General features: G+C 49.7%; 21 protein-coding genes and 1 riboswitch. Of the genes, 17 read left to right on the top strand and 4 right to left on the bottom strand.

All coding sequences use genetic code 11. The features are described from left to right. Positions 1 to 2 precede the first annotated feature (2 nt). Positions 3 to 566, bottom strand: coding sequence for a 5-formyltetrahydrofolate cyclo-ligase (locus CPZ25_RS16510; protein WP_058695788.1), 564 nt, complete (start codon positions 564 to 566; stop codon positions 3 to 5). 164 nt (positions 567 to 730) lie between these two features. Between CPZ25_RS16510 and CPZ25_RS16515 the strand changes: the two genes are divergently transcribed. The 3 genes from CPZ25_RS16515 (at position 731) to CPZ25_RS16525 (ending at position 3,710) form a co-directional block, all read left to right on the top strand. Continuing rightward, positions 731 to 1,411, top strand: a complete 681-nt coding sequence (locus CPZ25_RS16515) for a DUF1638 domain-containing protein (RefSeq protein WP_074618589.1) — start codon at positions 731 to 733, stop codon at positions 1,409 to 1,411. A gap of 186 nt (positions 1,412 to 1,597) precedes the next feature. Next, positions 1,598 to 2,527 carry a permease-like cell division protein FtsX gene (gene ftsX, locus CPZ25_RS16520; RefSeq protein ID WP_242867483.1) on the top strand — a complete coding sequence of 310 codons (930 nt, stop codon included), beginning with the start codon at positions 1,598 to 1,600 and terminating at the stop codon, positions 2,525 to 2,527. A 49-nt stretch (positions 2,528 to 2,576) separates the two neighbouring features. Further along, positions 2,577 to 3,710, top strand: coding sequence for a murein hydrolase activator EnvC family protein (locus tag CPZ25_RS16525; RefSeq protein WP_058695785.1), 1,134 nt, complete (start codon positions 2,577 to 2,579; stop codon positions 3,708 to 3,710). Here CPZ25_RS16525 and CPZ25_RS16530 read toward each other — a convergent pair whose 3' ends face one another. Next, positions 3,711 to 4,283: a DUF1836 domain-containing protein gene (locus tag CPZ25_RS16530; RefSeq protein WP_096920149.1), complete on the bottom strand. Its 573-nt coding sequence runs from the start codon at positions 4,281 to 4,283 to the stop codon at positions 3,711 to 3,713. It abuts the gene before it with no gap. A 147-nt stretch (positions 4,284 to 4,430) separates the two neighbouring features. Between CPZ25_RS16530 and trhA the strand changes: the two genes are divergently transcribed. Both trhA and CPZ25_RS16540 read left to right on the top strand, forming a co-directional pair. Further along, complete coding sequence (trhA, locus tag CPZ25_RS16535; protein WP_096920148.1) at positions 4,431 to 5,087, top strand: PAQR family membrane homeostasis protein TrhA; 657 nt, start codon at positions 4,431 to 4,433, stop codon at positions 5,085 to 5,087. Positions 5,088 to 5,576: 489 nt separating this feature from the next. Then, positions 5,577 to 6,176 (top strand): zinc dependent phospholipase C family protein, encoded by a 600-nt coding sequence (locus CPZ25_RS16540; protein ID WP_058695782.1) that lies wholly within the window; start codon positions 5,577 to 5,579, stop codon positions 6,174 to 6,176. Between the two features lie 42 nt (positions 6,177 to 6,218). Here the strand turns inward: CPZ25_RS16540 and CPZ25_RS16545 are convergent, their stop codons facing one another. Both CPZ25_RS16545 and CPZ25_RS16550 read right to left on the bottom strand, forming a co-directional pair. After that, positions 6,219 to 7,217, bottom strand: a complete 999-nt coding sequence (locus CPZ25_RS16545) for a GGGtGRT protein (RefSeq protein ID WP_058695781.1) — start codon at positions 7,215 to 7,217, stop codon at positions 6,219 to 6,221. An 11-nt stretch (positions 7,218 to 7,228) separates the two neighbouring features. Further along, positions 7,229 to 7,921: an iron-sulfur cluster assembly scaffold protein gene (locus CPZ25_RS16550; RefSeq protein ID WP_013379082.1), complete on the bottom strand. Its 693-nt coding sequence runs from the start codon at positions 7,919 to 7,921 to the stop codon at positions 7,229 to 7,231. Between the two features lie 321 nt (positions 7,922 to 8,242). Between CPZ25_RS16550 and CPZ25_RS16555 the strand changes: the two genes are divergently transcribed. The 12 genes from CPZ25_RS16555 (at position 8,243) to cobI (ending at position 20,663) form a co-directional block, all read left to right on the top strand. Beyond that, a complete protein-coding gene (locus CPZ25_RS16555; RefSeq protein WP_167495258.1) occupies positions 8,243 to 9,811 on the top strand; it encodes a DUF2284 domain-containing protein in 1,569 nt (522 codons plus the stop codon). Between the two features lie 17 nt (positions 9,812 to 9,828). Further along, positions 9,829 to 10,383, top strand: coding sequence for a cysteine hydrolase family protein (locus CPZ25_RS16560; RefSeq protein WP_096920146.1), 555 nt, complete (start codon positions 9,829 to 9,831; stop codon positions 10,381 to 10,383). A 19-nt stretch (positions 10,384 to 10,402) separates the two neighbouring features. After that, complete coding sequence (locus tag CPZ25_RS16565; RefSeq protein WP_096920145.1) at positions 10,403 to 11,155, top strand: MTAP family purine nucleoside phosphorylase; 753 nt, start codon at positions 10,403 to 10,405, stop codon at positions 11,153 to 11,155. Positions 11,156 to 11,497: 342 nt separating this feature from the next. After that, entirely contained in the window at positions 11,498 to 12,532 is a 1,035-nt protein-coding gene (gene mtnA, locus CPZ25_RS16570) for an S-methyl-5-thioribose-1-phosphate isomerase (protein WP_058695777.1), read from the top strand. Between the two features lie 9 nt (positions 12,533 to 12,541). Then, entirely contained in the window at positions 12,542 to 13,324 is a 783-nt protein-coding gene (locus CPZ25_RS16575; RefSeq protein WP_074617971.1) for a sugar phosphate isomerase/epimerase family protein, read from the top strand. Positions 13,325 to 13,337: 13 nt separating this feature from the next. Then, positions 13,338 to 13,529: riboswitch (cobalamin riboswitch) on the top strand. 107 nt (positions 13,530 to 13,636) lie between these two features. Further along, a complete protein-coding gene (locus CPZ25_RS16580) occupies positions 13,637 to 14,587 on the top strand; it encodes an ABC transporter substrate-binding protein (RefSeq protein WP_096920144.1) in 951 nt (316 codons plus the stop codon). 70 nt (positions 14,588 to 14,657) lie between these two features. Continuing rightward, the gene (locus CPZ25_RS16585) at positions 14,658 to 15,692 is read left to right on the top strand and encodes a FecCD family ABC transporter permease (protein ID WP_096920143.1); all 1,035 of its coding nucleotides are present in this window, start codon (positions 14,658 to 14,660) and stop codon (positions 15,690 to 15,692) included. Positions 15,693 to 15,706: 14 nt separating this feature from the next. After that, a complete protein-coding gene (locus tag CPZ25_RS16590; protein ID WP_243129317.1) occupies positions 15,707 to 16,942 on the top strand; it encodes an ABC transporter ATP-binding protein in 1,236 nt (411 codons plus the stop codon). 27 nt (positions 16,943 to 16,969) lie between these two features. Then, complete coding sequence (locus tag CPZ25_RS16595; RefSeq protein WP_096920141.1) at positions 16,970 to 18,358, top strand: cobyrinic acid a,c-diamide synthase CobB; 1,389 nt, start codon at positions 16,970 to 16,972, stop codon at positions 18,356 to 18,358. Next, positions 18,339 to 19,217, top strand: coding sequence for a GHMP family kinase ATP-binding protein (locus CPZ25_RS16600; protein WP_096920140.1), 879 nt, complete (start codon positions 18,339 to 18,341; stop codon positions 19,215 to 19,217). The genes CPZ25_RS16595 and CPZ25_RS16600 overlap by 20 nt, the downstream gene beginning before the upstream one ends. Positions 19,218 to 19,290: 73 nt before the next feature. Next, positions 19,291 to 19,932: a precorrin-8X methylmutase gene (locus CPZ25_RS16605; RefSeq protein ID WP_058695770.1), complete on the top strand. Its 642-nt coding sequence runs from the start codon at positions 19,291 to 19,293 to the stop codon at positions 19,930 to 19,932. Positions 19,933 to 19,940: 8 nt separating this feature from the next. Beyond that, positions 19,941 to 20,663, top strand: a complete 723-nt coding sequence (cobI, locus tag CPZ25_RS16610; RefSeq protein WP_096920139.1) for a precorrin-2 C(20)-methyltransferase — start codon at positions 19,941 to 19,943, stop codon at positions 20,661 to 20,663. Positions 20,664 to 20,782: the final 119 nt, after the last annotated feature.

Here is a 20,782-nt window from a genome sequence, read left to right on the forward strand (position 1 = left end):
GGTTACCGGCAGGCCTTGACCCGGTCTTCGGTAATGATGATGTCAACGCTTTTGTCGTGGGGCTCCATGGGGATCTCGTCATAAATAAAATCCTCGCGGATCAGGGCAACGGTTTTGCAGTCGGGACGGATGGTTTCAAGAAAGCGGTCATAGTAGCCGCCGCCAAAGCCCATGCGGTTGCCGGCTTCGGTAAAAGCCATGCCGGGCACGAGCACCAGGTCCAGTTTTTCGGGCGCGACCACACGGCGGCAGTCGTCCTTAACCTCCAGAATACCATAATGCCCTTCCTCCAGATCGCCCGGGAAGTCCAGGATTTCGGACAGGATAATGGTGTGATCTGAAATATTACAGATCGGCACGACCACATGCTTGCCCTCGGACAGCGCCTGCATGATCAGGCTGTGGGTATAAATTTCGGTGCCGAAGCTCACGTAGAGCATCATCCACTCGGCCTCTTTGTAAGCATCGGAATGAATGAAATTGTCAATGATCCGCGCGTCGATTTCTTTTGAGTAAATGTCAGAACGTTTCTTTAAGGTTTCCTGACGAAAAGCTTTTTTATCCATAATTTCTCCTTTGTGGTAATACCTGCATTTTCTCCCATTATATCATCTCTTTTACATGGTTGATAGAGAAAAATTTTTGCATCGCGGGGTTAAATGCGCTATACTTATCTATGAATGAGGAAAATGAAAAACGGGACTTGAAAAAGTAATGAGGGGATTGCAAAATGAAAAGAAGAAAATTATTGGCCTGTGAGACGATTAAGGATGAAGTCGAGCTCATTAAGGAAAAATGCGGCGTCGACATTGAAACAGTTTGGATGGACAATACGCTGCACGCCTATCCCGAAAACCTGAGGGACGCCCTTCAGGCAGAGATCGATAAAATCGGCGAGGACGCTGACGAGCTGCTGTTTGCCTACGGCAACTGCGGAAACGGTCTGGTGGGGCTTAAGAGCAGCTACCCGACCATGATTATTCCCAGATACGGGGACTGTATCGACATGTTTTTGTCGAACCTTGATAACCTGGAGCGGGTGCGGACCACCACCTATTTTCTGACAAGGGGCTGGCTGGACGGCAAGCAGAGCCTGGAATGGGAGATCGACTACAATTACAAGCGCTTTGGCGAAAAACGGGCCCACAAGATCATGGATATGATCTACCGGCACTATGAGTATCTGATGCTCATCGACACCGGCGCCTATGATCTGGAGGCCGCGAAGCCGAGAGTGGATAAGATCGCCGAGACCATTAAACTGGAACCGGTTGTCAAACAGGGGGACATCAGCCCCATCGAAAAACTGCTGACCGGCGACTGGGATACGGCGCATTTTTGCGTGATTCCACCGGGGCGTGAGACCACCTATCATGATTTTGACGGCGCGAGCTTACGTTTGCCTTGCTAAAATTTGGTTTTTTTGTTACAATTTAAATATATCTGTTACAATACTTTCAGATTTCGATGGTTTTTAAAGTTTTTTATAAGTAAAATGACCTATAATAAGACAGCAGAAATAAATAATTTGTAAATTTTTATGAGGGCTGTGTAATAATTTGCATCCAGGTGGGTGCAGATGAGAGGGAGAATGTTCATGGGAAAAAGAAAAAAGGAGCATCATTTTTTTTCGATGCTGAAAAGTATTTTCAGAGATACAGCTCAAAGCATTGAGCGGAATAATCTGATGAGTATCGCTTCCATTCTTTCTGTTGTCGCGGCTCTGATCATCCTGGGGATTTTTGTGATCTTCACTGTGAATCTCCAGCACATTACAGAAAATGTGGAGTCAGCCATGGAGCTGCGCGTTTTTATGAAAACAGAATATACGGAGGATCAGAAAACCTCGGTTGAGACGGCGCTTCGCGGCAACAGCCAGGTGACAGGCATCTCCTTTGAGAGTAAGGATGAGGCCCTGGAAAAATTCTCTTCAAGCCTCGATGATTATTCTGGCCTTTTAAAAGGGTATGACAGCAGCAATAACCCCATGGCCGCATCGTTTATTGTTCAGGTGCAGAATCCGGAGGATCTGGAGAGTGTTAAAAGCTACGCCGAGGGGCTGACGTCCCAGGGCGTCGATTATGTCAAATATGGTGAAGAGTACGTCAATGCGCTGGTAAGCTTCAGCAAGTTCAGCAATACGCTGTGTATTGTCATACTGGCAGTGCTTTCCGTCATTTCGATCTTCATTATTTATAACACCATCAAGCTGACCTGTTTTGCCAGAAGAAGGGAAATAGGGGTCATGAAGTATGTTGGTGCAACGGACTGGTATATCCGGCTGCCCTTTATATTGGAAGGGACCTTCCTTGGATGTCTCGGGGCGCTGGTGGCCATGCTGATCATACGCACCGGCTACTACTATGCCATCGCCTATGTCACCAACGCGGTCAATATGCCGATGAACAGCGACCTGGTATCGCCAGCGCTGATCATGGGGCCGATTTTTGTGTTCTGTCTGGTGTACGGTATTATTATCGGTGCCTTTGGCAGCCTGTTCTCAATCAGGAAATTCTTAAATGCTTAGAGAAAAATGTGTAATTGTCAGTACGAAGAAGGAGAGATGAGTAAGGTCTATGAAGAAAAAAATGTGTGGTTTTCTGGCAGGATTATTATGCTTTTTGATGATCTGCACCCCAGTTTTTGCAGAGGGAAACGACGATTTAATGGCAAAGCTCAAAGAGAGCGCCCAGAGAATTAAAGATATGTCGTCTCAGATGGAGGCGACAAAAACCAGTATGGCTGAAATTGAAAAGCAGGTTAACGAGTCCAACGCGGCCATCGACGCCATCAATGGTCAGATCGCGGATCTGGACGCCCGTATGGCAGACCGTAAGGCACAGATCGCTGTACTGCAGGAACAGCAGGATAAACAGGAAAAAGAACTGGAAGAACGCCTGCGCGTGATGTATATGTATGGGAATGACGGCTACCTTCAGGTGCTTTTCTCCTCCAACAATTTTACAGACTTTATCGCCCGGGCCGATATGATGAAAAATGTTATGCAGGCCGATAAGGATGCGGTAACTGCTCTTGAAAACACGAAGAAAGAACTGGAAGAAAAAAATGCCGGCCTGGAAGCGGATAAAGCAGCGGCAGAACAGGCCAAAGCCGTTCAAAATGAAGCGAAGGAACAGCAGAATCAGCTGTTGGCTAAAAACCAGGCGCTGATTGAGGAATATAAAGCTGGTATCGCGGCTGAACAGGCAGCGGCGGACAGCATTGCCCAGCAGATGGGCGGCGAAAAGGCGAGTGATTTTATCCAGACAGGCGAGTATTACTGGCCCATCTCACCGGATAATTCCCAGGCCTTTAATATCAGCAGCCCCTTTGCCGGACGTATCCACCCCATCACAGGTGAATGGTCCAACCATCAGGGCGTCGACGTGGCTGTGAGCTACGGCACCCCCATTCTGGCAGCTGGTGACGGTACCGTCTCCATCGCCGGGGATAACGGCGGCTACGGCAACTGCGTGGTCATCAATATGGGGACTGACGGCAGCGGCAACAAGCTGGCCACTCTGTACGGCCATATGTCTTCAATCGCTACCTCTGTGGGCGCGACGGTCTCCAAAGGCGACATCATCGGCTATGTTGGCAGCACCGGCAATTCCACTGGCCCGCACCTTCACTTTGGCTGGATGGTCAACGATAACTTTGTGGATCCATTGGCCTATTATCCGGGACAGAACTGGAACTACGTGGAATAGTTATTCTGCGTCCGGGGTCATTTCATCCAGAAGCTTTTCAGCGAGGCGTTTGTAGTTAAGGCTTTGCTGAAACAGCAGTAAACACATCAGTATTGAATCCGTCGACTCCATACCGGAGCCGGCGGTTTTTTCTTTGGCATCTTCGGCGATACGGCGCGCATCGTTCTTCAAGGCGTGCAGCTGTCCGGCCTGGCTGTCCAGGTATTTCTGGTAGACGAACTGGAGCTTTTCGTGATCCACGGACTCTCCATCCCTGAGAAAGCCAAAAAGTGTTTTGATATCCTCCATGGAGGTGACCTGCTTCAGCTGGTAGATCAGGAGCATGAGCAGCACATGGTCCACCTTGTATTTTTTCTTCTGAGCCGGGATTAAAAGCTTGTTTTTGGTATAGTTATTGATCATGGTCTTGGTCAGCAGCTTGTCCTCGGGTCTGCGCTTTGTGGAGGCCAGATGCTTTTCAAAAAGTGTGATGAGCTGGTCCATGTAAAGGTCCAGATCCGGGATATCCTGTATGGTGATCTGGCTGTCGAGCTGCAGGCTGTCAATCAGGTCAAAAATTTGTTTTTCTGTCATGGAAACCTCCTTGTTACTTCTATTTATTTTACGCCAACGCCGCCAAAAAAACAACATGAAAAACGCATTTGACATTGTATACAGGTTGTGATATATTTTAAAGAACACAATACGTAGTTTTGAAAACCACATAAGGAGTGACACGAAATGATCGAAAAATTCAGAGACCCCATGAGCGCGCTGACCCACCTCATCGGAGCCGTTTTATCCGTGATCGGCACCATCGCCATGCTGGTCCTTATCGCTGTGGAAAAAGAAGTCAACGCCCTGACGCTGACCTCGGTGCTGGCCTTTGGGCTTGGGCTTATCGCCCTTTACACCACCAGCTTTACCTATCACGCCATCCACGGCTCGCCTGAAAAAATTATGCGGATGAAAAAGACAGACCATTCCATGATCTTCTTGCTCATCGCCGGCTCCTATACGCCCTTCTGCCTTTTGTGCCTGACTGGCGTCACCCGGGTGGCGCTCATGAGTGCGATCTGGGCGGTTGCGGTGATCGGTGTGCTGATGATGGTTTTCTGGATCAATATGCCCAGATGGCTGAACACAGGCCTCTATATTTTCATGGGATGGTTTGCCCTTTTTGCCCTCAAGCCCCTCTATGACGCGCTGCCCACCGGTGGGTTTGTGTTTTTGCTGCTCGGCGGGATCATGTACACAGTGGGCGGAGTCATGTATGGCCTTAAAAAGCCCAATATATGGCCGGATTTCGGTTTTCACGAGGTATTCCATGTCTTTGTTATGCTGGGAAGTCTGTGCCATTATTACGCTGTTTTCCGCTATATTCTGATGCCGGCCTGAAGGATATTGAAAGACCTTTCGAACTGAAGGCCGAGCGCCCCAAATTTCCATAACAACGCATAACCACTAACTTTTCGGAGTAGGGTTACGGATTGAACACTTAGCAAGTATTTTATATAAACAAAGTTGAATAAAAATAAATATCATTCAAAAATGCCTAATAGAGGTTAATGTTTATGTGAGTTTTGGAGGATTACCTCCAGATGTTGGTGGCTATGCGTTGTTATGGGCTGATTTTGGGAATGATTTTTGCAGATGATGAAAAAACCGTTCTGTCGCGTTTTAGGACAGGGCGGTTTTGATATTTTAGAAAAGGTTTTCTGGAATAAATTTACTTGTTAAGGGTAAATAACTTATCGGGTTTGTGTTAAAATAATAAATGCAGTGTAAAATCTTAGGAAAATCTTCATAATTTGGATTGTATTTTCTTAACTTTTATGATGTATTATAAAGGTAAATCAAGTTTAATACAGGGGAGCTGAACACTTAATGAACAAACCAACACACCTGATATTTGGAGAAATTATCTGGAAATACCTTGACGAAAACTATGGAATCACATTGAACCGCGCTGGCTTTCTGCTTGGAAATATTGCGCCGGACCTCACTTTTAGCTTTGTCTTTCATCCCCATGAAAGGAAATATGCCTCTGAGCATCTGAGAGTTGCCATCGACGCGGCCATTAAGGCCGGTGACATTATGGACTTTGACGCCGGGTTCTTTCTGGCAGAACGCCTTGGCAGCATCTGCCACTACTGCGCGGATTTTTTCTGCGAGGCCCATACTGAGCGTTACCAGGGAAACCTGAAGGAACATATTCTGTTTGAGAAAAAGCTGTACCGCTACTGTATGCGCAACGAAAAAGAGCTGGGCGAGGCCATGCAGCAGCCCAGAAGCTTTTCCGTTTCCGGAACCGGCGACATTTTCCGGAAGATTGAGGAGATGAACGACGCCTACCTGGCCGGAAGACCCTCCTGCCGGGCTCAGGCTGAGGGCGCCCTGTCCGCCTGCCTCCAGACCGTTGGCACCATCATGACCACGCGCTACTATGCCGCCTTTAATGTGGAACCGGGCTTTTTAGTCCATTAAAAAAACCTGCGAGATGAATCGCAGGTTTTTTACTTGTTTGGATTAATTCATGGCTTCCTCGATGGCAACGGCTACCGATACGGTAGCGCCGACCATTGGATTGTTACCCATGCCGATGAGGCCCATCATTTCTACGTGGGCTGGAACGGAGGAGGAACCGGCGAACTGAGCGTCAGAGTGCATACGTCCCATGGTATCGGTCATACCGTAGGAAGCAGGGCCGGCGGCCATATTATCCGGGTGGAGGGTACGTCCTGTACCGCCGCCGGAAGCAACTGAGAAGTATTTTTTGCCCTGTTCAAGGGCTTCTTTTTTATAAGTGCCGGCAACCGGATGCTGGAAACGGGTCGGGTTGGTAGAGTTCCCAGTGATGGAAACATTCACGCCTTCGTGGTGCATGATGGCAACACCTTCCTGAACGTCGTTAGAACCATAGCAGTTAACCGCGGCGCGTTCGCCATCGGAGTAAGCGGTTTTTTCTACGATGTTCAGCGTGCCTGTCGCATAGTCATAATCGGTTTTTACATAGGTAAAACCATTGATGCGGGCGATAATCAGGGCGGCGTCTTTGCCCAGGCCGTTTAAGATAACGCGCAATGGTTTTTTACGAACCTTGTTGGCGTTTCTGGCAATCCCGATAGCACCTTCGGCAGCCGCGAAGGATTCGTGGCCAGCCAGAAAAGCAAAGCAGTCGGTTTCTTCACGTAGCAGCATTGCGCCCAGATTACCATGGCCTAAACCAACTTTACGCTGTTCAGCAACAGAACCTGGAATACAGAAAGCCTGTAAGCCCTCTCCCACAATTTCGGCCGCGTCAGCCGCTGTTTTCGCACCGCGCTTGATGGCCAGTGCAGCGCCGAGTGTATAAGCCCAGCAGGCATTTTCAAAACAGATTGGCTGAATACCCTTTACGATACCTGCAACGTCAATGCCTTTTTCATCGCAGATGGCTTTGGCTTCTTCTAAAGAGGCAATGCCGTTTGCTTTTAAGACTTCATTGATTTTGTCGATTCTTCTTTCATAACTTTCAAATAATGGCATCTCAGAACCTCCTATTCGTTTCTCGGATCGATGTACTTAGCGGCACCATCGAACTGTCCATACTGGCCGGAAGCCGCATCCATGGCTTCTTTCGGGTCCATGCCCTTTTTGATGTTTTCCATCATTTTGCCGAGCTGTACGAAAGCGTAACCGATGATTTCGTCTTTTTCGTTTAAAGCGACTTTTGTGACATAACCTTCTGCCATTTCCAGGTAACGCGGGCCTTTGGCCAGTGTACCGTACATGGTGCCAACCTGGCTTCTGAGGCCTTTGCCCAAGTCTTCAAGGCCAGCGCCGACCGGCAGACCATCTTCAGAGAAAGCAGTCTGAGTACGGCCATAAACGATCTGTAAAAACAGTTCGCGCATAGCGGTGTTGATAGCGTCGCAGACAAGGTCCGTATTCAGGGCTTCAAGAATTGTTTTACCCGGCAGGATTTCAGATGCCATGGCGGCAGAGTGCGTCATACCAGAGCAGCCGATGGTTTCAATCAGAGCTTCCTGAATAATACCGTCCTTTACATTTAAGGTTAATTTACAGGCACCCTGCTGAGGGGCGCACCAGCCTACACCATGTGTTAAACCGGAAATGTCTTTAACTTCTTTTGCCTGTACCCATCTGCCTTCTTCAGGGATTGGGGCACAGCCGTGGTTTGCATTGCTGGCTACGCAGCACATACTATTTACTTCATGAGAATATTCCATTCGCTAAACTCCCTTCGAATTTTTCCTACAGCTATTATAATATGGGCGTCTCAAAAAAAATATGGTAATTTTTTGTCATTTTGTATTTTTTGTCCCGCTGGGACAAAAATGTAGAAAATGAAAACGGCTAATAGAGTAAAATTTAGCCATTCTTAGAAAATTGAACTTTTTTTGTGAAAAGTTATCTGTAATAGACAAAAAGTTGGGTTGATGTTCGTTTAAAGGTAAGGTACAATGAATCTAAATGTAAATTTGCTAAAATTTACCCGAACATTGTGTCTGATGAGATGAAATTTTGTATAGATGAAAAGAGGTAATGGGATGGATTATATTCACAAATTTAGCATCGGTCCGGTAGAAATGGACAAAATGCTCGAAGAGTATCATCAACTGCGAAAAACCCGCCGCTACTGCGCGGCTTGTCCCAACTACAACAAATACTGGTCCTGCCCGGACTACGCCTTCGACGAGGCTCTGTTTTTAAAGGAATTTAAGTATATGTACCTGATTGCCAGAGAGTATGAAATTCCACGGGAGGACCGCCAGAAAATCTTCGGTATTCAGCCTGTGGCCGAGTACTGCAAGCAGGTTATGCAGGCCATGAAGGTTGAATCATGGAAGGATCTTCTGGATCTGGAGGCAGAATTTCCGGGCACGTTGTCCTTAATGCCGGGCAACTGCCATGTCTGCGATATTTCAGGAGAAGGCTGCGCTAAGCCAAAAGGACAGAAGTGCCGTCATCCGGAGCTCATGCGGTTCTCGCTCGAGTCCCTTGGCTTTGATGTGGACGCTATCTGTAAGTATGAGATCGGTGTGCTCCTGCTCTGGCCAAAGGAAGGCCACCTGCCGGAAAAACTGTGCGCGGTGATGGCGCTTATGAGCAATGAGAAGATTCCCATGGATGCCATCAAAGCCCATTTCCCAGACGCTAAAAAGAGCTGGCTGCGTTTTTCGGACACAGCACCTGAAGCCCGGAACGAAGTGCGCCCAAGTGTTAAACGCCAGGAAAGCTGGCTTGACAATATGAAAAAGCAGAATCAGGAAAAGGCCGAGGATCCTGCCTACAAGCCACAAAAAAGCTGGATCGGCTTTAAAAGCGAAGCTTTAGACAGCGGCGACTATGTCAAAGAGCGCCCCTGGCGGGAGGAAGAGCCAGAGGAAGCGCCCCTGGCACCTGAAGAAACCGCCGCGCTGGTCGATGAAATGATCGCGTCCAGCCCAGAGCCTGAACCCGCTGCAGAACCGGAACCCGCTGCTCCAGAGACACCGTCTCAGCCTGAGGTGTCCGCCTCTGAGGATGAGGAAGACGCCAAATACAAGTGGCTTGGCTTTAAACGGAGTGTCGAGGAAGCCGAAGAGGAATTAAAAAAGCGGCCGATTCCCAAATTTAACGTTCCTGAGGAAGAAAAGGCTGAGGAAAGCCCTGCCAAGGTAATGGAAACAGCGGAAGCGCCGGAGTGTGCGACGCCGCAGGCAGACGAACCGGAACCAGCGCCGGAGGACACAGCGCCCCAGAGCCTCCCGTCCCAAAATGCGACGGAAGCGGAGGAACCCGCAGCGGTTCAGCCCGCGCCGCAGCCCGCCCCCGAACCACAGCCGCAGCCTGCGCCGGCTCCAGAGCCTGTCGAGGAAGAAATTGAGCTTCTGGACGCCTCCAGCGTGGCCAATGTGCTCAGCGCTGCCATCGAAATCGCCAAGGATGTTGTCGGAGACGATTTTATCCCCGAGGAAACGCCAGTATTTAATGAACCGGAGCCTCAGCCTGCAGCCCAAGAGCCTATAGCCACTGAAGAGGAAGATGATTCCAAATACAAATGGCTGGGCTTTAAAGCCACGAATCTTGACGAGGACGATGGCTTTAAAAAGGGCGGCTGGAAGAAAAATTATTAAGCTGAAGGAGTGGTAGCATGAATCAGGCACTCATTCTGATCGATTATACTTATGATTTTGTCGCGCCTGACGGTAAGCTGACCGCCGGCGCGCCCGCCCAGGCCATTGATGAGAACCTGGCGGCCGCAGTCGGCGAAACCCTTGAGGGCGGCGGCATGGTCTTTGTGGTGAACGACCTACATCTGGAAAACGACGGGACACACCCCGAGACGGCGCTGTTCCCACCCCATAATCTTTTGGGAAGCCCGGGCAGAGCCGTGTATGGAAAGACAGATGAAAAGCTGCGGGGCTATCAGGCGCTTGAAAACAGGCAGGTTTTCTACATGGATAAGTTCCGCTATTCCGCCTTTGCCGGGACAGCGCTGGATATTCTGCTCAGGCAGAACCATATCAGGAAGCTGGAGCTGGCCGGTGTGTGCACAGACATTTGTGTGCTGCACACAGCCATCAGCGCCTATAATCTGGGTTATGCGGTCACTGTTCACGAAAACCGTGTGGCGAGCTTTAATGCCGAGGGCCACAAATGGGCCCTGGAGCATTTCAAGTCATCACTGGGATTTACAGTAATATAAAGGAACAAGGAGATAAGCAATGTTATATTATAAAGCAGACATCGGCGTGATCGGCGGTTCCGGTCTCTATGAGCTGTATCCGGACGTTAAAAAAATTGAGGTGGACACACCCTACGGCAAAACCTCCGACGCCATCAGCCTGGTGACTGTCGGCGACAAAAAGGTGGCCTTTATGCCAAGACACGGCAAAGACCATACCCTGAACCCCTCCGAAATTAACTACCGGGCCAACATCGACGCTTTTGCGCAGCTGGGAATCCGGGCGCTGATTTCACCCTGCTGCGTTGGCTCGCTGCGTCCGGAAATCGAACCGGGGGATTTTGTAGTCACCGACCAGTTCATCAACATGACATCAGGCCGCAAGGATACCTTTAACGAGACCCCCAATGTGGTTCACCTGAGCTCAGCCGATCCTTACGATCCCGGCCTTCGTCAGATTGCCCTTGAGGAAGCCGGAAAGCTGGGGATTAAAACCCATGACGGCGGGACCGTTGTTGTGGTCAACGGCCCCCGGTTCTCGACCCGTGCCGAAAGCCGCATGTTTGCCATGATGGGAGCGGATGTCGTCAATATGACCCAGTATCCGGAAGGATACCTGTGCATGGAAAAGGGGATTCCGGTTGTCAACATCGCCCTGATCACAGATTACGATGCCGGACTGGAGGGCCGCCCGGATATCAAGCCTGTGCAGGCCGAGGATGTGATGCGTGTGCTCGAGGATAACAACGACCGGGTGAAACAGCTGATTTTTAAGATGATTGAACGCATATAAAAAAGATACCTCCCTTAACCAAGGAAGGCCAGACGGCAGACAAAGGATGTCCGCAAGAGATAAAGCGTTAAAAAGAGGCTTTTGAAGTGGAAAGTGGATAGTGGAAAGTTGAAAGTTCAGGGGCAAATCAGCCGTTGGCCGATTTGATTGAATGCGGCCTGTGGCCGCTGTTCCAGTCGTTTTTGCGTCAGCGAAAACGTTCCATAACTTTCCACTTTCAACTTTCAATTTTTAACTCAAAGGGCTTCAAGCTTTCTCTTTGCAGCTCATGACCGACTTTGCCGACGTCCTGACCTCCCTTAACCAAGGGAGGCTTTTTCAGATAGCGAGAAAGGAAGAATGATGAAACCTGTTTATTATGAAAATGGCGCTTTAAAAATGCTTGACCAGACTCTGCTGCCAACCGAGGAGGTAACGCACAGTTACACCGACTACCGCGAGATTGCCGCCGCCATTGTGGATATGATTGTCCGCGGGGCGCCGGCCATCGGAGTGACGGCCGGATACGGCGTTTATTTTGGCGCGCTGGAATTTGAAAAGCTGCCGAAGGAGACCTTTTTAAAGGAAATGGAGACTGTCTGCCACGTGCTTCGTGCCACCCGGCCAACGGCAGTCAACCTGTTCTGGGCAGTGGACCGGATGGAGGGCGTGATCAAAAACAACTCGGAAAAAACAGTGGCAGAGATCACAGCGCTCCTGAAAACCGAAGCAGACGCCATTTGCAGTGAGGATATTAAGATGTGCCGGGATATGGGCGCTTACGGTGCAGAGCTGATCCACCGTAAGGATACCATCCTGACCCACTGCAATGCAGGAGCCCTCGCCACAGCGGATTACGGGACAGCCCTCGGCGTTGTGCGCGCCGCCTGGGAGGCAGGCAAGGAGATATCCGTCTACGCCGATGAGACAAGACCCTTTCTGCAGGGGGCCCGTCTCACCGCCTATGAGCTTCAAAAAGATGGCATTCCAGTCACACTGATCACAGACAATATGGCCGGCTGGATGATGAAGCAGGGAAAAATCGACTGTGTGGTGGTGGGGGCAGACCGCATCGCCCGAAATGGCGACGTGGCCAATAAGATTGGAACCTACAGCGTGTCCATTCTGGCAAAAGCCCATGGCATTCCTTTCTATGTGGCAGCGCCCACCTCAACCATTGATTTTAATATGTGGTCCGGCGATGATATTGTCATTGAGGAACGGGACACAAGAGAGATCAGCCATATCAAAGGACAGCAGATCGCGCCGGACGGTGTGCGCATGGAAAACCCGGCCTTTGACGTGACCCCGCATCAGAATGTCACAGCCATCATCACAGAAAAGGGCGTTGTATATCCGCCCTTTGACCTGAGCATACCCAGGCTTCAGGGTGAATAGAGGAAGCCGATGAAATACAGTATGTTTTCGTGGTTTGGCTACTTCATGCCTTTTGAGGAGCGCATTGACATGATCAAAGAAGCCGGTTTTGACGAGGTGATGATTTCCTGGGAGGACGAGTGCGAGCCCTATTATCTGGAGAAAGAAAAATTTCCGGACATTGTGCGGAGCAAGGGGCTTGGAATCACCAATATTCACGCGCCCTTTATCGGTTATAACGACATCTGGGAAAAGGAGCCTGCACAGACCAGAGCGCTTTTAGATACCTTTGTCAGTTTTGTGCGGGACTGCCGTACCTTCGAGATTCCAGCTGTGGTGGTACACACTAATGATCTGGACCTTGGCCCCTATAAATGGGAAAATGGGCTGGCTTTTTTCTCAGAGCTGGCAGAGGCCGGGGAGAAGTACAGCGTCAATATCGCCGTTGAAAATGTGTCGCGGCAGTTTTTGCTGAAGGGACTGCTGGACGCCATCCAGGCCGATCATTTTGGTATGTGTTATGACAGCTCCCATGACTATATGCTGCCCTGCGGCAGAGGTAAGATTCTTAAAACCTACAAAGACCGGATCAAGGCGCTGCATTTGTCCGACAATGACCTGCATATTGACCGGCACTGGATACCGGGCGAGGGTGAAATCCCCTTCTGTGAGGTCATGCCTGAGATCCTGAGCACCGGCGTGGATTTTATCTCCTACGAGGTTATCGCAAGCGATGCGTGGAAAAAGCGGGAGCCCCTTGAGTTCTGCCGTGCAGTTCGGAACAGTCTAGATCTGGAGAACAATAATTTCTAATTGCACAATTCGGGGATTTGTGCTAAACTTCAATTAACAACTTAATGATGCTGTTTTGTTAGAGGAAAGCGGTTGAAATCCGCTACAGCCCCCGCTACTGTAATTGCAGACAAGATCCTCATAGACCACTGTCAGGCGTATCCTGATGGGAAGGGAGGATGGAGAAGGAAGCAAGAGTCAGGACACTTGAAGCAAAGCGATATAATCACTTCGGAGGGAAGTAGAGGATTGTATATTATCATAATCCGGCCTCTCTCATGGGGTCGGTTTTCTTTGTTTTAAGCAGTTTTAAATTTATTTATGGAGGGACCAATGAAGAAGAGTGTATTGAAAAGTTTGCTGATGGCTCTGGCCTGCGCGGCGCTGTTGTTTGGCGCGGCAGGCTGTGCTCAGAATAGCCAGAAGGGTGGAGAAGCTTCCGGCGCGGTTACTGGAGAAACCGCTTACCCAATCTCCATTACCGATGATCTGGGCAATAATGTGGAAATCGAAAAGGAACCCGCAAAGATCGTGTCTCTGTCACCCGCAAACACCGAAATCCTGTTTGCCCTGGGTGTGGGAGACAAGGTGGTCGGACGGACCGATTACTGCAATTATCCCGAGGAAGCTGCCCAGGTAGCGTCGATTGGCGATTACAATAATCCCAATGTGGAAAAGATTATTTCCCTGGCCCCGGATGTCGTTCTGGCGGGTGATCTGATCAGCGATGATGTCCGCAGTCAGATTGAAGCCACCGGCGCAAAGGTTATTACTTACACACCAATGTCTGTGGACGCGGTGGAAAGCACCATCATTAATACTGGCAAGGTGGTTAACGCCAATGATAAGGCCAAGGAAATCACCGACAGCATGACGAAAAAATATGATGAGATTAAGGAAAAGGCTGCGGCAGCCAATCCGCAGAAATCAGTCTTTATCGATATTGGCGGTTATTACAGCGCCGGAGATAACTCCCTGCTGGGCAATATGCTTAAGGATATTAACGCCAAAAACATTGCCTCAGACGCCGGCACAGACTGGCCGCAGCTGAGCGTTGAACAGATTATCGCAAAGAACCCGGACGTCTATGTGTCCTTCTTTACCACACCGGACGAGATCAAAAAGGTGCCGGGCTTTGACCAGGTCAATGCTGTCAAGAACGACGCCATTGTCTATTACGAAATGCTCTCTCCGGACAGCGACCTGATCCAGCGCCCCGGACCGCGTATTGTCGATGGGCTGGAGCTGCTGGCTACAGCCGTTTATCCGGATCAGTTTAAGTAGAAAGATTTCTCCGCAGGGGGGCTTTTGCCCCCAGCGGAGGTTTTAAACAGACGGTTAAGGAAGAGGTCGGATGAAAACAAAGATGAAAAGATACGCGATGCCCTTATCCATTGTAGGGTGCCTGATCTTAATTTATTTATGCACCATCGTAGGCATTACCTCCATTCCCTTTGGCGACGCTAACAGGATTTTACTGCACGAGGTGCTGCACCTTCCTGTTAACATGGAGGGAATATCGGCCGGTAATATTGCGATTATCTGGAATGTACGGCTGCCGAGAGTCATTTTAGGCTTTCTGACAGGCGGAGCGCTGGCAGTCTGCGGCGCGGCCTATCAGGGGATTTTCAAGAACCCCATGGCAGATCCTTTTATTCTGGGGGTGTCTTCCGGTGCGGCGCTGGGCGCGTCCATTGGAATTGTCATGCACTTTTCAGCAGGTTTCCTGGGATTAAATGGGACCGCTGTTCTAGCCTTTGTAGGCGCCTTTCTGGCGATCTTTTTAGTGTATAACATTTCAAAGGTCGGGAGAAAAGTGCCGGTTGCGTCCCTGCTGCTGAGCGGGATTGCCGTGAGCCAGTCGCTGACGGCTTTTATGTCCCTGCTCATGATTTTCAATGTTCAGAGCATGAATCAGATTATGTTCTGGACCATGGGGAGTCTGAACGGTAAGGGATGGGACCAGGTAATTACTGTTTTACCTTACGTGGTCATCGGCTGTCTGATCCTGTTCACAACGGTTCGGGAGCTGGATATCATGCTTCTCGGAGAGGACGCGGCCACACAGCTTGGGGTCAATACCGACCATCTGAAGAAAAAAGTGTTGATTGTCTCATCTGTGATTACCGCGGCTGTGGTTTCCGTGACAGGGATTATCGGCTTTGTCGGACTGGTGGTGCCGCACATTGTAAGAATTTTGTCCGGCCCGAAGCATCGGATTTTGCTGCCCTTTTCACTGGTGTTTGGAGGAACCTTCCTTATTATCTGCGATACACTGGCCCGGACCGTTTCCTCACAGGAAATTCCGGTGGGAATCATCACCGCTGCTTTTGGCGGCCCCTTTTTTATTTACCTTTTGCGTAAATCGAAGAAAGGAGGTACCCGTTAGTGGAAGATGCTGTTATGTTGAAATTTGAAGGCGTTCATACCGGCTATGGCAGCAAAGAGGTGATTAAGGGCTTTACAGCAGAGATTCATAAGGGTGAGTTTGTCGGCCTTATCGGCTCGAACGGTACGGGCAAATCCACGCTGCTCAAATGCCTGTCGGGCCTTCTGCCCATTACCGGCGGCCGGATTGTGGTAAAGGGCAGGGATAACGCTGGTCTTAAGCAGCGTGAACGCTCTCAGATGGTGGCCGTCGTTCCCCAGTCCTTTGATATCGACTATGACTTTACGGTTGAGGATATTGTGCTCATGGGCAGGAACCCTTATCTGAGCTACAGGGACCGCGAGAGCGTCGAGGATTACCGGATTGTGGAGCAGGCTATGAAGATGACCAAAACCCTTGGCTTCAGAGGCCGTATGTTCAATGAGCTGAGCGGCGGTGAAAAGCAGCGTGTGATCATCGCGCGGGCCATTGCCCAGGAGCCGGACATTATTCTTTTGGATGAACCCACCTCCGCGCTGGATGTGCATCATCAGATCGAGGTTATGGAGCTGATTGACCAGCTTAATAAAAACGACCATATGACCGTTGTGGCCGTTCTGCACGATATTAATCTGGCGTCGCGCTACTGTGGGCGCCTGATCATGATCCAGGGCGGCCGAGTGGTGGCAGACGGGCCGCCAGCGGACGTGGTCATTGAGCAAAATTTGAAACAGCTTTATAATATGAAGATGCTGGTGCGTGAGAATGCGGTTTTTGAAAAACCGGAGATCGTACCCATCCGCGTGCTTGAGGGCGAGGAGGCCCGGAATCCGCTGCACATTCATGTGATCTGCGGCGGCAGCGGTGCTTCAAAGGTCATTGAGGAGCTGGACGACATGGGGCACCGGGTAACCGCTGGTGTCATCAATGAAGGCAGTGACGACTGGCTGGTCTGTAAATCGCTGAACCTCGATATTGTGGAGGAACGGCCATTTACCACCATTTCCATGGAAAAGCAGCAGGAAAATTTAAAGCTGATGCAGGATGCCGACATTGTTTTGATTGCGGACGTGCCCTTTGGACTTGGCAATGTCAATAATCTGGAAGGCCTTGAAAAGCTGGACGCGGAGATTTATCTGCACGCGAACTGCCTTCATAATGATTTTACCGAGGGCAGGCTGGAGGCCTGTCTGAATAAGATACGTGAAAAGAAAACAGTGGTCGAAATCGGAGACCACGATGCGTTTCTGGAAATGCTTCAGCAGCGCTAGAAATTGGGATACCTGGGAGATTGTGTTATGAATACTTTTATGCTGGCGGGAGTCAGCAGTAATGTTGGGAAAACAACGGTAACCATGGGGGTGATGTCTGCCCTGTGCAAAAGAAATTGCGCGGTTGTACCTTTTAAAACCGGACCAGATTACATTGATCCGATGTTCCACACCTTTGTCACTGGAAAAAAATCCACCAATCTGGACACCTGGATGGTGGATCGTGAGACCATCCGGTCCTTGTTTTATCACAAGCTGTCCGAGGATTCGGTGGCAGTGATCGAGGGTGTGATGGGACTCTATGACGGACATGGACTAAAGACCGATGTAGGCAGCAGCGCTTATCTGTCAAAGGTGGTGGACGCGCCGGTATTTTTGATCATTGACGGCCGGGGAATGTCCAAAAGCGCGGCGGCGATGGTAAAGGGCTATGTGGATTTTGACCCCGAAACCCGAATTGCCGGGGTGATCATCAATAAGATCGCTTCGGAATCCCACTATCAGCTCTTAAAGGAAATGATTGAGACCTGTACAGGGGTGCCCTGTGTGGGGTATTTTCCGAACTGTCCAGATATCGTTATGAACAGTCGGCATCTCGGTCTCATCCCGGTGGATGAGCTTCAGGGACTTCGAGAGCAGGTGGAAAAAGCAGCGGCGCTGGCGGAGGAACATATTGACCTGGACAGGATGCTGGCGCTCAGCCGCAGAGAAGCCATACCGGAGGTTCAGAAGGATCCCTTTGACGCCTTTGCGGGGCGTTATGGCGATCTGACCATAGGGTTTGCAAAGGACAAAGCGTTTAGCTTTTATTATGAGGATAATTTTAACGCGCTCAGAAAGCTGGGCGTCCGGTTGGTGCCCTTCAGCCCCCTTGAGGATCGCGAGCTGCCAAAGGGTCTGGATGCTCTGTATATCGGCGGCGGTTTTCCCGAAATGTTCGGGCGAGACCTTGAGAAGAATCAGGGATTCAGGGAAAGCATTAAGGCTGCGTTAGAAAATGGTCTTCCCTGTTTTGCAGAATGCGGCGGCCTCATGTATCTGACAGAAAGCATGGAGATGCTTGACGGGGAAAAGTATCAGGCGGCAGGCTTTTTTAAGGCGGATACGAAGATGACCAAGCGCCTTCAGCGGTTTGGCTATATCGATATTGATACCGTGATCCACGGCATGCCCATACAGATTAAGGGGCATGAGTTCCATCACAGTCTGGTGCATGAGAAGGAGCCAATCCCCACGCGTTACCAGATCACGAAGGGAGAGCGGAAATGGACCTGCGGCTTCTGTCAGGGGAATACCCTTGCCGGGTACCCGCACATTCACTTCTACAGCAACCCGCAGTTTTTGCTGGCGCTCCTTGATAAAGCCGAAGAAATCAAAAGCTTGGAGGAACAGGACAGTGAGAACAGTAACGGTTAAATCACCGGGTTCCTGCGGAGAATTTATCCAGGGAATCTACCAGGAACAGCCGTGCCTTGTATCCTGTCCCGTCGACCTCTATTCCAATATCCGTATTGTGGAAGGACCGGCGACCCGTATGCTCGACACCAAAGCCGTTCAGATGCTTGATCTGATCTTCTCAGAATACAGCATACCAAGAGAGGAAAAGCATCATATAAACATCCAGATGTCCTCAGAAATTCCCATTGAAAAGGGAATGGCCAGCAGCACCGCAGACATTGCCGGGATTGCCAGGGGCCTGAGTGCCTACTATGATCTGGGCCTCAGCGACAAAACCATCGCAGAGCTCTGCGTGTTCATCGAGCCCACCGACAATATCATGTTTGAACGGCTGAATCTTTTCAACCATGTGTGCGGCGATGTGCTGATAAATTTTGAGGCACAGCTGGAAGCGCAGATATTGATTGTGGAATTCAAGGGAGCCGTCAACACCATGAATTTTCATCGTCAGCAGGATGGCTACACACGTCAGGAGGTCGAGCGGTTTGAAACGGTACTGGACCTTTTTAAACAAGGGCTGCGGGATAAAAACCTCAGCACCATTGGACACGCCTGTACCGAGAGCGCGCGGCTCAACCAGAAGATTTTATACAAGCCCCACCTTGAAGCACTGGTGGCCCTGTCTGAGGAATTTGGCGGACATGGGGTTATTACAGGCCACAGCGGCACAGTGATCGGCGTGCTGTACAGTGAGGAGACTTTTAACTACACTGCTTTTATGCAGCGATTTCTGAACGTTGTCCCTAAGAAGGACTACGACGCGCTGTTTTTGAAGAATATTATTCCCGGAGGCTTGAAAGTCTCCATCGAAAATTAAGCCGAGGCCTTTCTTTTAGGCCACAGCCAGAGATGAAGCGGATTCACCGCACAAACAACGAAAGGAAAACTAAATGACAGCTTATATCAACAACCCGAAAGAAATTGAAAAAAGAAGTTTTGAGATTATTACCGAGGAGCTTGGCGGAAAAACCTTTCCGCCGGAGATTGCAGATATTGTGAAGCGCGTGATTCACACCACCGCTGATTTTGAGTACGCCGACCTGATTGAATTTAAAAACAACGCGGTTGAGAGCGGGCTCAAAGCCCTCGAGGCCGGTAAAAAGATCTATGCGGATACCAGCATGATCAAGGTTGCGGTTAACCGCAAAGCACTGGCAGACCATCAGCTTGAAATTGTCAACTATGTTCACGACGAGGATGTGGCAAAGGCCGCAAAGGAACGGGGCGTTACCCGTTCAACGGTGGGCATGGAAAAGGCTTTGGATGACGATACAGTCGGTATTTTTGCCATTGGCAACGCGCCGACCGCGCTCTACAAGCTCATCGAATTTATCAAGGCAGGAAAAGCAAAGCCGGATTTAATTGTGGGTGCACCCATCGGCTTTGTGGGTGCGGCAGAATCCAAGGAAGCCCTTGACGAGCTGGACGCCCTGGAGGTTCCATACATTCGTATTAACGGCAGAAAGGGCGGAAGCCCAGTGGTTGCGGCGATTTTAAACGCCATGCTTTATAAATTAGGACGGGATTGGTAAGAGGAAGAATGAAAGGTATATTTTATGGTTTGGGCGTCGGCCCTGGAGATCCGGATTTACTGACAGTAAAGGCACACAAAATTCTGCAGTCGGCAGATGTGATCATCACACCGACTAAAAAAATGGGGAAACCAAGCATCGCATATCGGATTGTGGAAAGCCACATTACGGATCACACGCGCGTGGTGGAGATGTCTTTCCCGATGATTTCCTTAAGCGCAGAGCGCGAAACGCTGGAAAAGCAGTGGAAGGAAAACGCAGATGAGATTGAAAAAATTCTGGAAGAGGGAAAAAGCGTTGTCTTTTTAACCCTTGGCGACCCAATGGTATTCAGTACCTATTCCTATGTGATGGAATACCTTCTGGAGCGGGGTGTCGAGGTGGTAACTCTTTCCGGCGTACCGTCTTTCTGCAACCTGGCTGCGCAGATCAATGTTCCGCTGACCCAGGGAGAGGAATCACTGGGCATCGTGGCAATGACACAGCCCATTGAGGAAATACGGCAGATTCTGGACGTGCACCGCAACATTGTTATTATGAAGGTGAGCGCAGACAACAAACGTCTGGCAGAGGAGCTGGAAAAACGCGGACTGGAAAATTCCTTTGTGCTGGTATCCAATATCGGTATGGAAACTCAGAGCATTATCCGCGATATTGAAGTGCTCAAGGGGGATATTCCATATCTTTCGACCCTGCTGATCAAAAAGGATTACGACATCACATTAGACTGATGAGATTAAAAAGAAAATAAGAAGATAAAAAAAGGCTTTTTTCAGTGGATAGTGGATAGTTGATAGTTACAGAAACTATCCACTGTCAATTATAAACTATCCACTAAAAAGCCTTTTTT

Origin of the sequence: Eubacterium maltosivorans (genome assembly GCF_002441855.2) — a bacterium.
Lineage (GTDB): Bacteria > Bacillota > Clostridia > Eubacteriales > Eubacteriaceae > Eubacterium > Eubacterium maltosivorans.

Coding starts and splice junctions, on each gene's coding strand:
- CPZ25_RS16580 (WP_096920144.1), top strand. CDS start 13,637: ATGAAGAAGAGTGTATTGAAAAGTTTGCTGATGGCTCTGGCCTGCGCG.
- CPZ25_RS16575 (WP_074617971.1), top strand. CDS start 12,542: ATGAAATACAGTATGTTTTCGTGGTTTGGCTACTTCATGCCTTTTGAG.
- trhA (WP_096920148.1), top strand. CDS start 4,431: ATGATCGAAAAATTCAGAGACCCCATGAGCGCGCTGACCCACCTCATC.
- CPZ25_RS16595 (WP_096920141.1), top strand. CDS start 16,970: ATGAATACTTTTATGCTGGCGGGAGTCAGCAGTAATGTTGGGAAAACA.
- CPZ25_RS16515 (WP_074618589.1), top strand. CDS start 731: ATGAAAAGAAGAAAATTATTGGCCTGTGAGACGATTAAGGATGAAGTC.
- CPZ25_RS16560 (WP_096920146.1), top strand. CDS start 9,829: ATGAATCAGGCACTCATTCTGATCGATTATACTTATGATTTTGTCGCG.
- ftsX (WP_242867483.1), top strand. CDS start 1,598: ATGGGAAAAAGAAAAAAGGAGCATCATTTTTTTTCGATGCTGAAAAGT.
- CPZ25_RS16540 (WP_058695782.1), top strand. CDS start 5,577: ATGAACAAACCAACACACCTGATATTTGGAGAAATTATCTGGAAATAC.
- CPZ25_RS16510 (WP_058695788.1), bottom strand. CDS start 566: ATGGATAAAAAAGCTTTTCGTCAGGAAACCTTAAAGAAACGTTCTGAC.
- CPZ25_RS16590 (WP_243129317.1), top strand. CDS start 15,707: ATGTTGAAATTTGAAGGCGTTCATACCGGCTATGGCAGCAAAGAGGTG.
- CPZ25_RS16525 (WP_058695785.1), top strand. CDS start 2,577: ATGAAGAAAAAAATGTGTGGTTTTCTGGCAGGATTATTATGCTTTTTG.
- CPZ25_RS16565 (WP_096920145.1), top strand. CDS start 10,403: ATGTTATATTATAAAGCAGACATCGGCGTGATCGGCGGTTCCGGTCTC.
- CPZ25_RS16550 (WP_013379082.1), bottom strand. CDS start 7,921: ATGGAATATTCTCATGAAGTAAATAGTATGTGCTGCGTAGCCAGCAAT.
- CPZ25_RS16545 (WP_058695781.1), bottom strand. CDS start 7,217: ATGCCATTATTTGAAAGTTATGAAAGAAGAATCGACAAAATCAATGAA.
- CPZ25_RS16585 (WP_096920143.1), top strand. CDS start 14,658: ATGAAAACAAAGATGAAAAGATACGCGATGCCCTTATCCATTGTAGGG.
- CPZ25_RS16605 (WP_058695770.1), top strand. CDS start 19,291: ATGACAGCTTATATCAACAACCCGAAAGAAATTGAAAAAAGAAGTTTT.
- CPZ25_RS16530 (WP_096920149.1), bottom strand. CDS start 4,283: ATGACAGAAAAACAAATTTTTGACCTGATTGACAGCCTGCAGCTCGAC.
- cobI (WP_096920139.1), top strand. CDS start 19,941: ATGAAAGGTATATTTTATGGTTTGGGCGTCGGCCCTGGAGATCCGGAT.
- mtnA (WP_058695777.1), top strand. CDS start 11,498: ATGAAACCTGTTTATTATGAAAATGGCGCTTTAAAAATGCTTGACCAG.
- CPZ25_RS16555 (WP_167495258.1), top strand. CDS start 8,243: ATGGATTATATTCACAAATTTAGCATCGGTCCGGTAGAAATGGACAAA.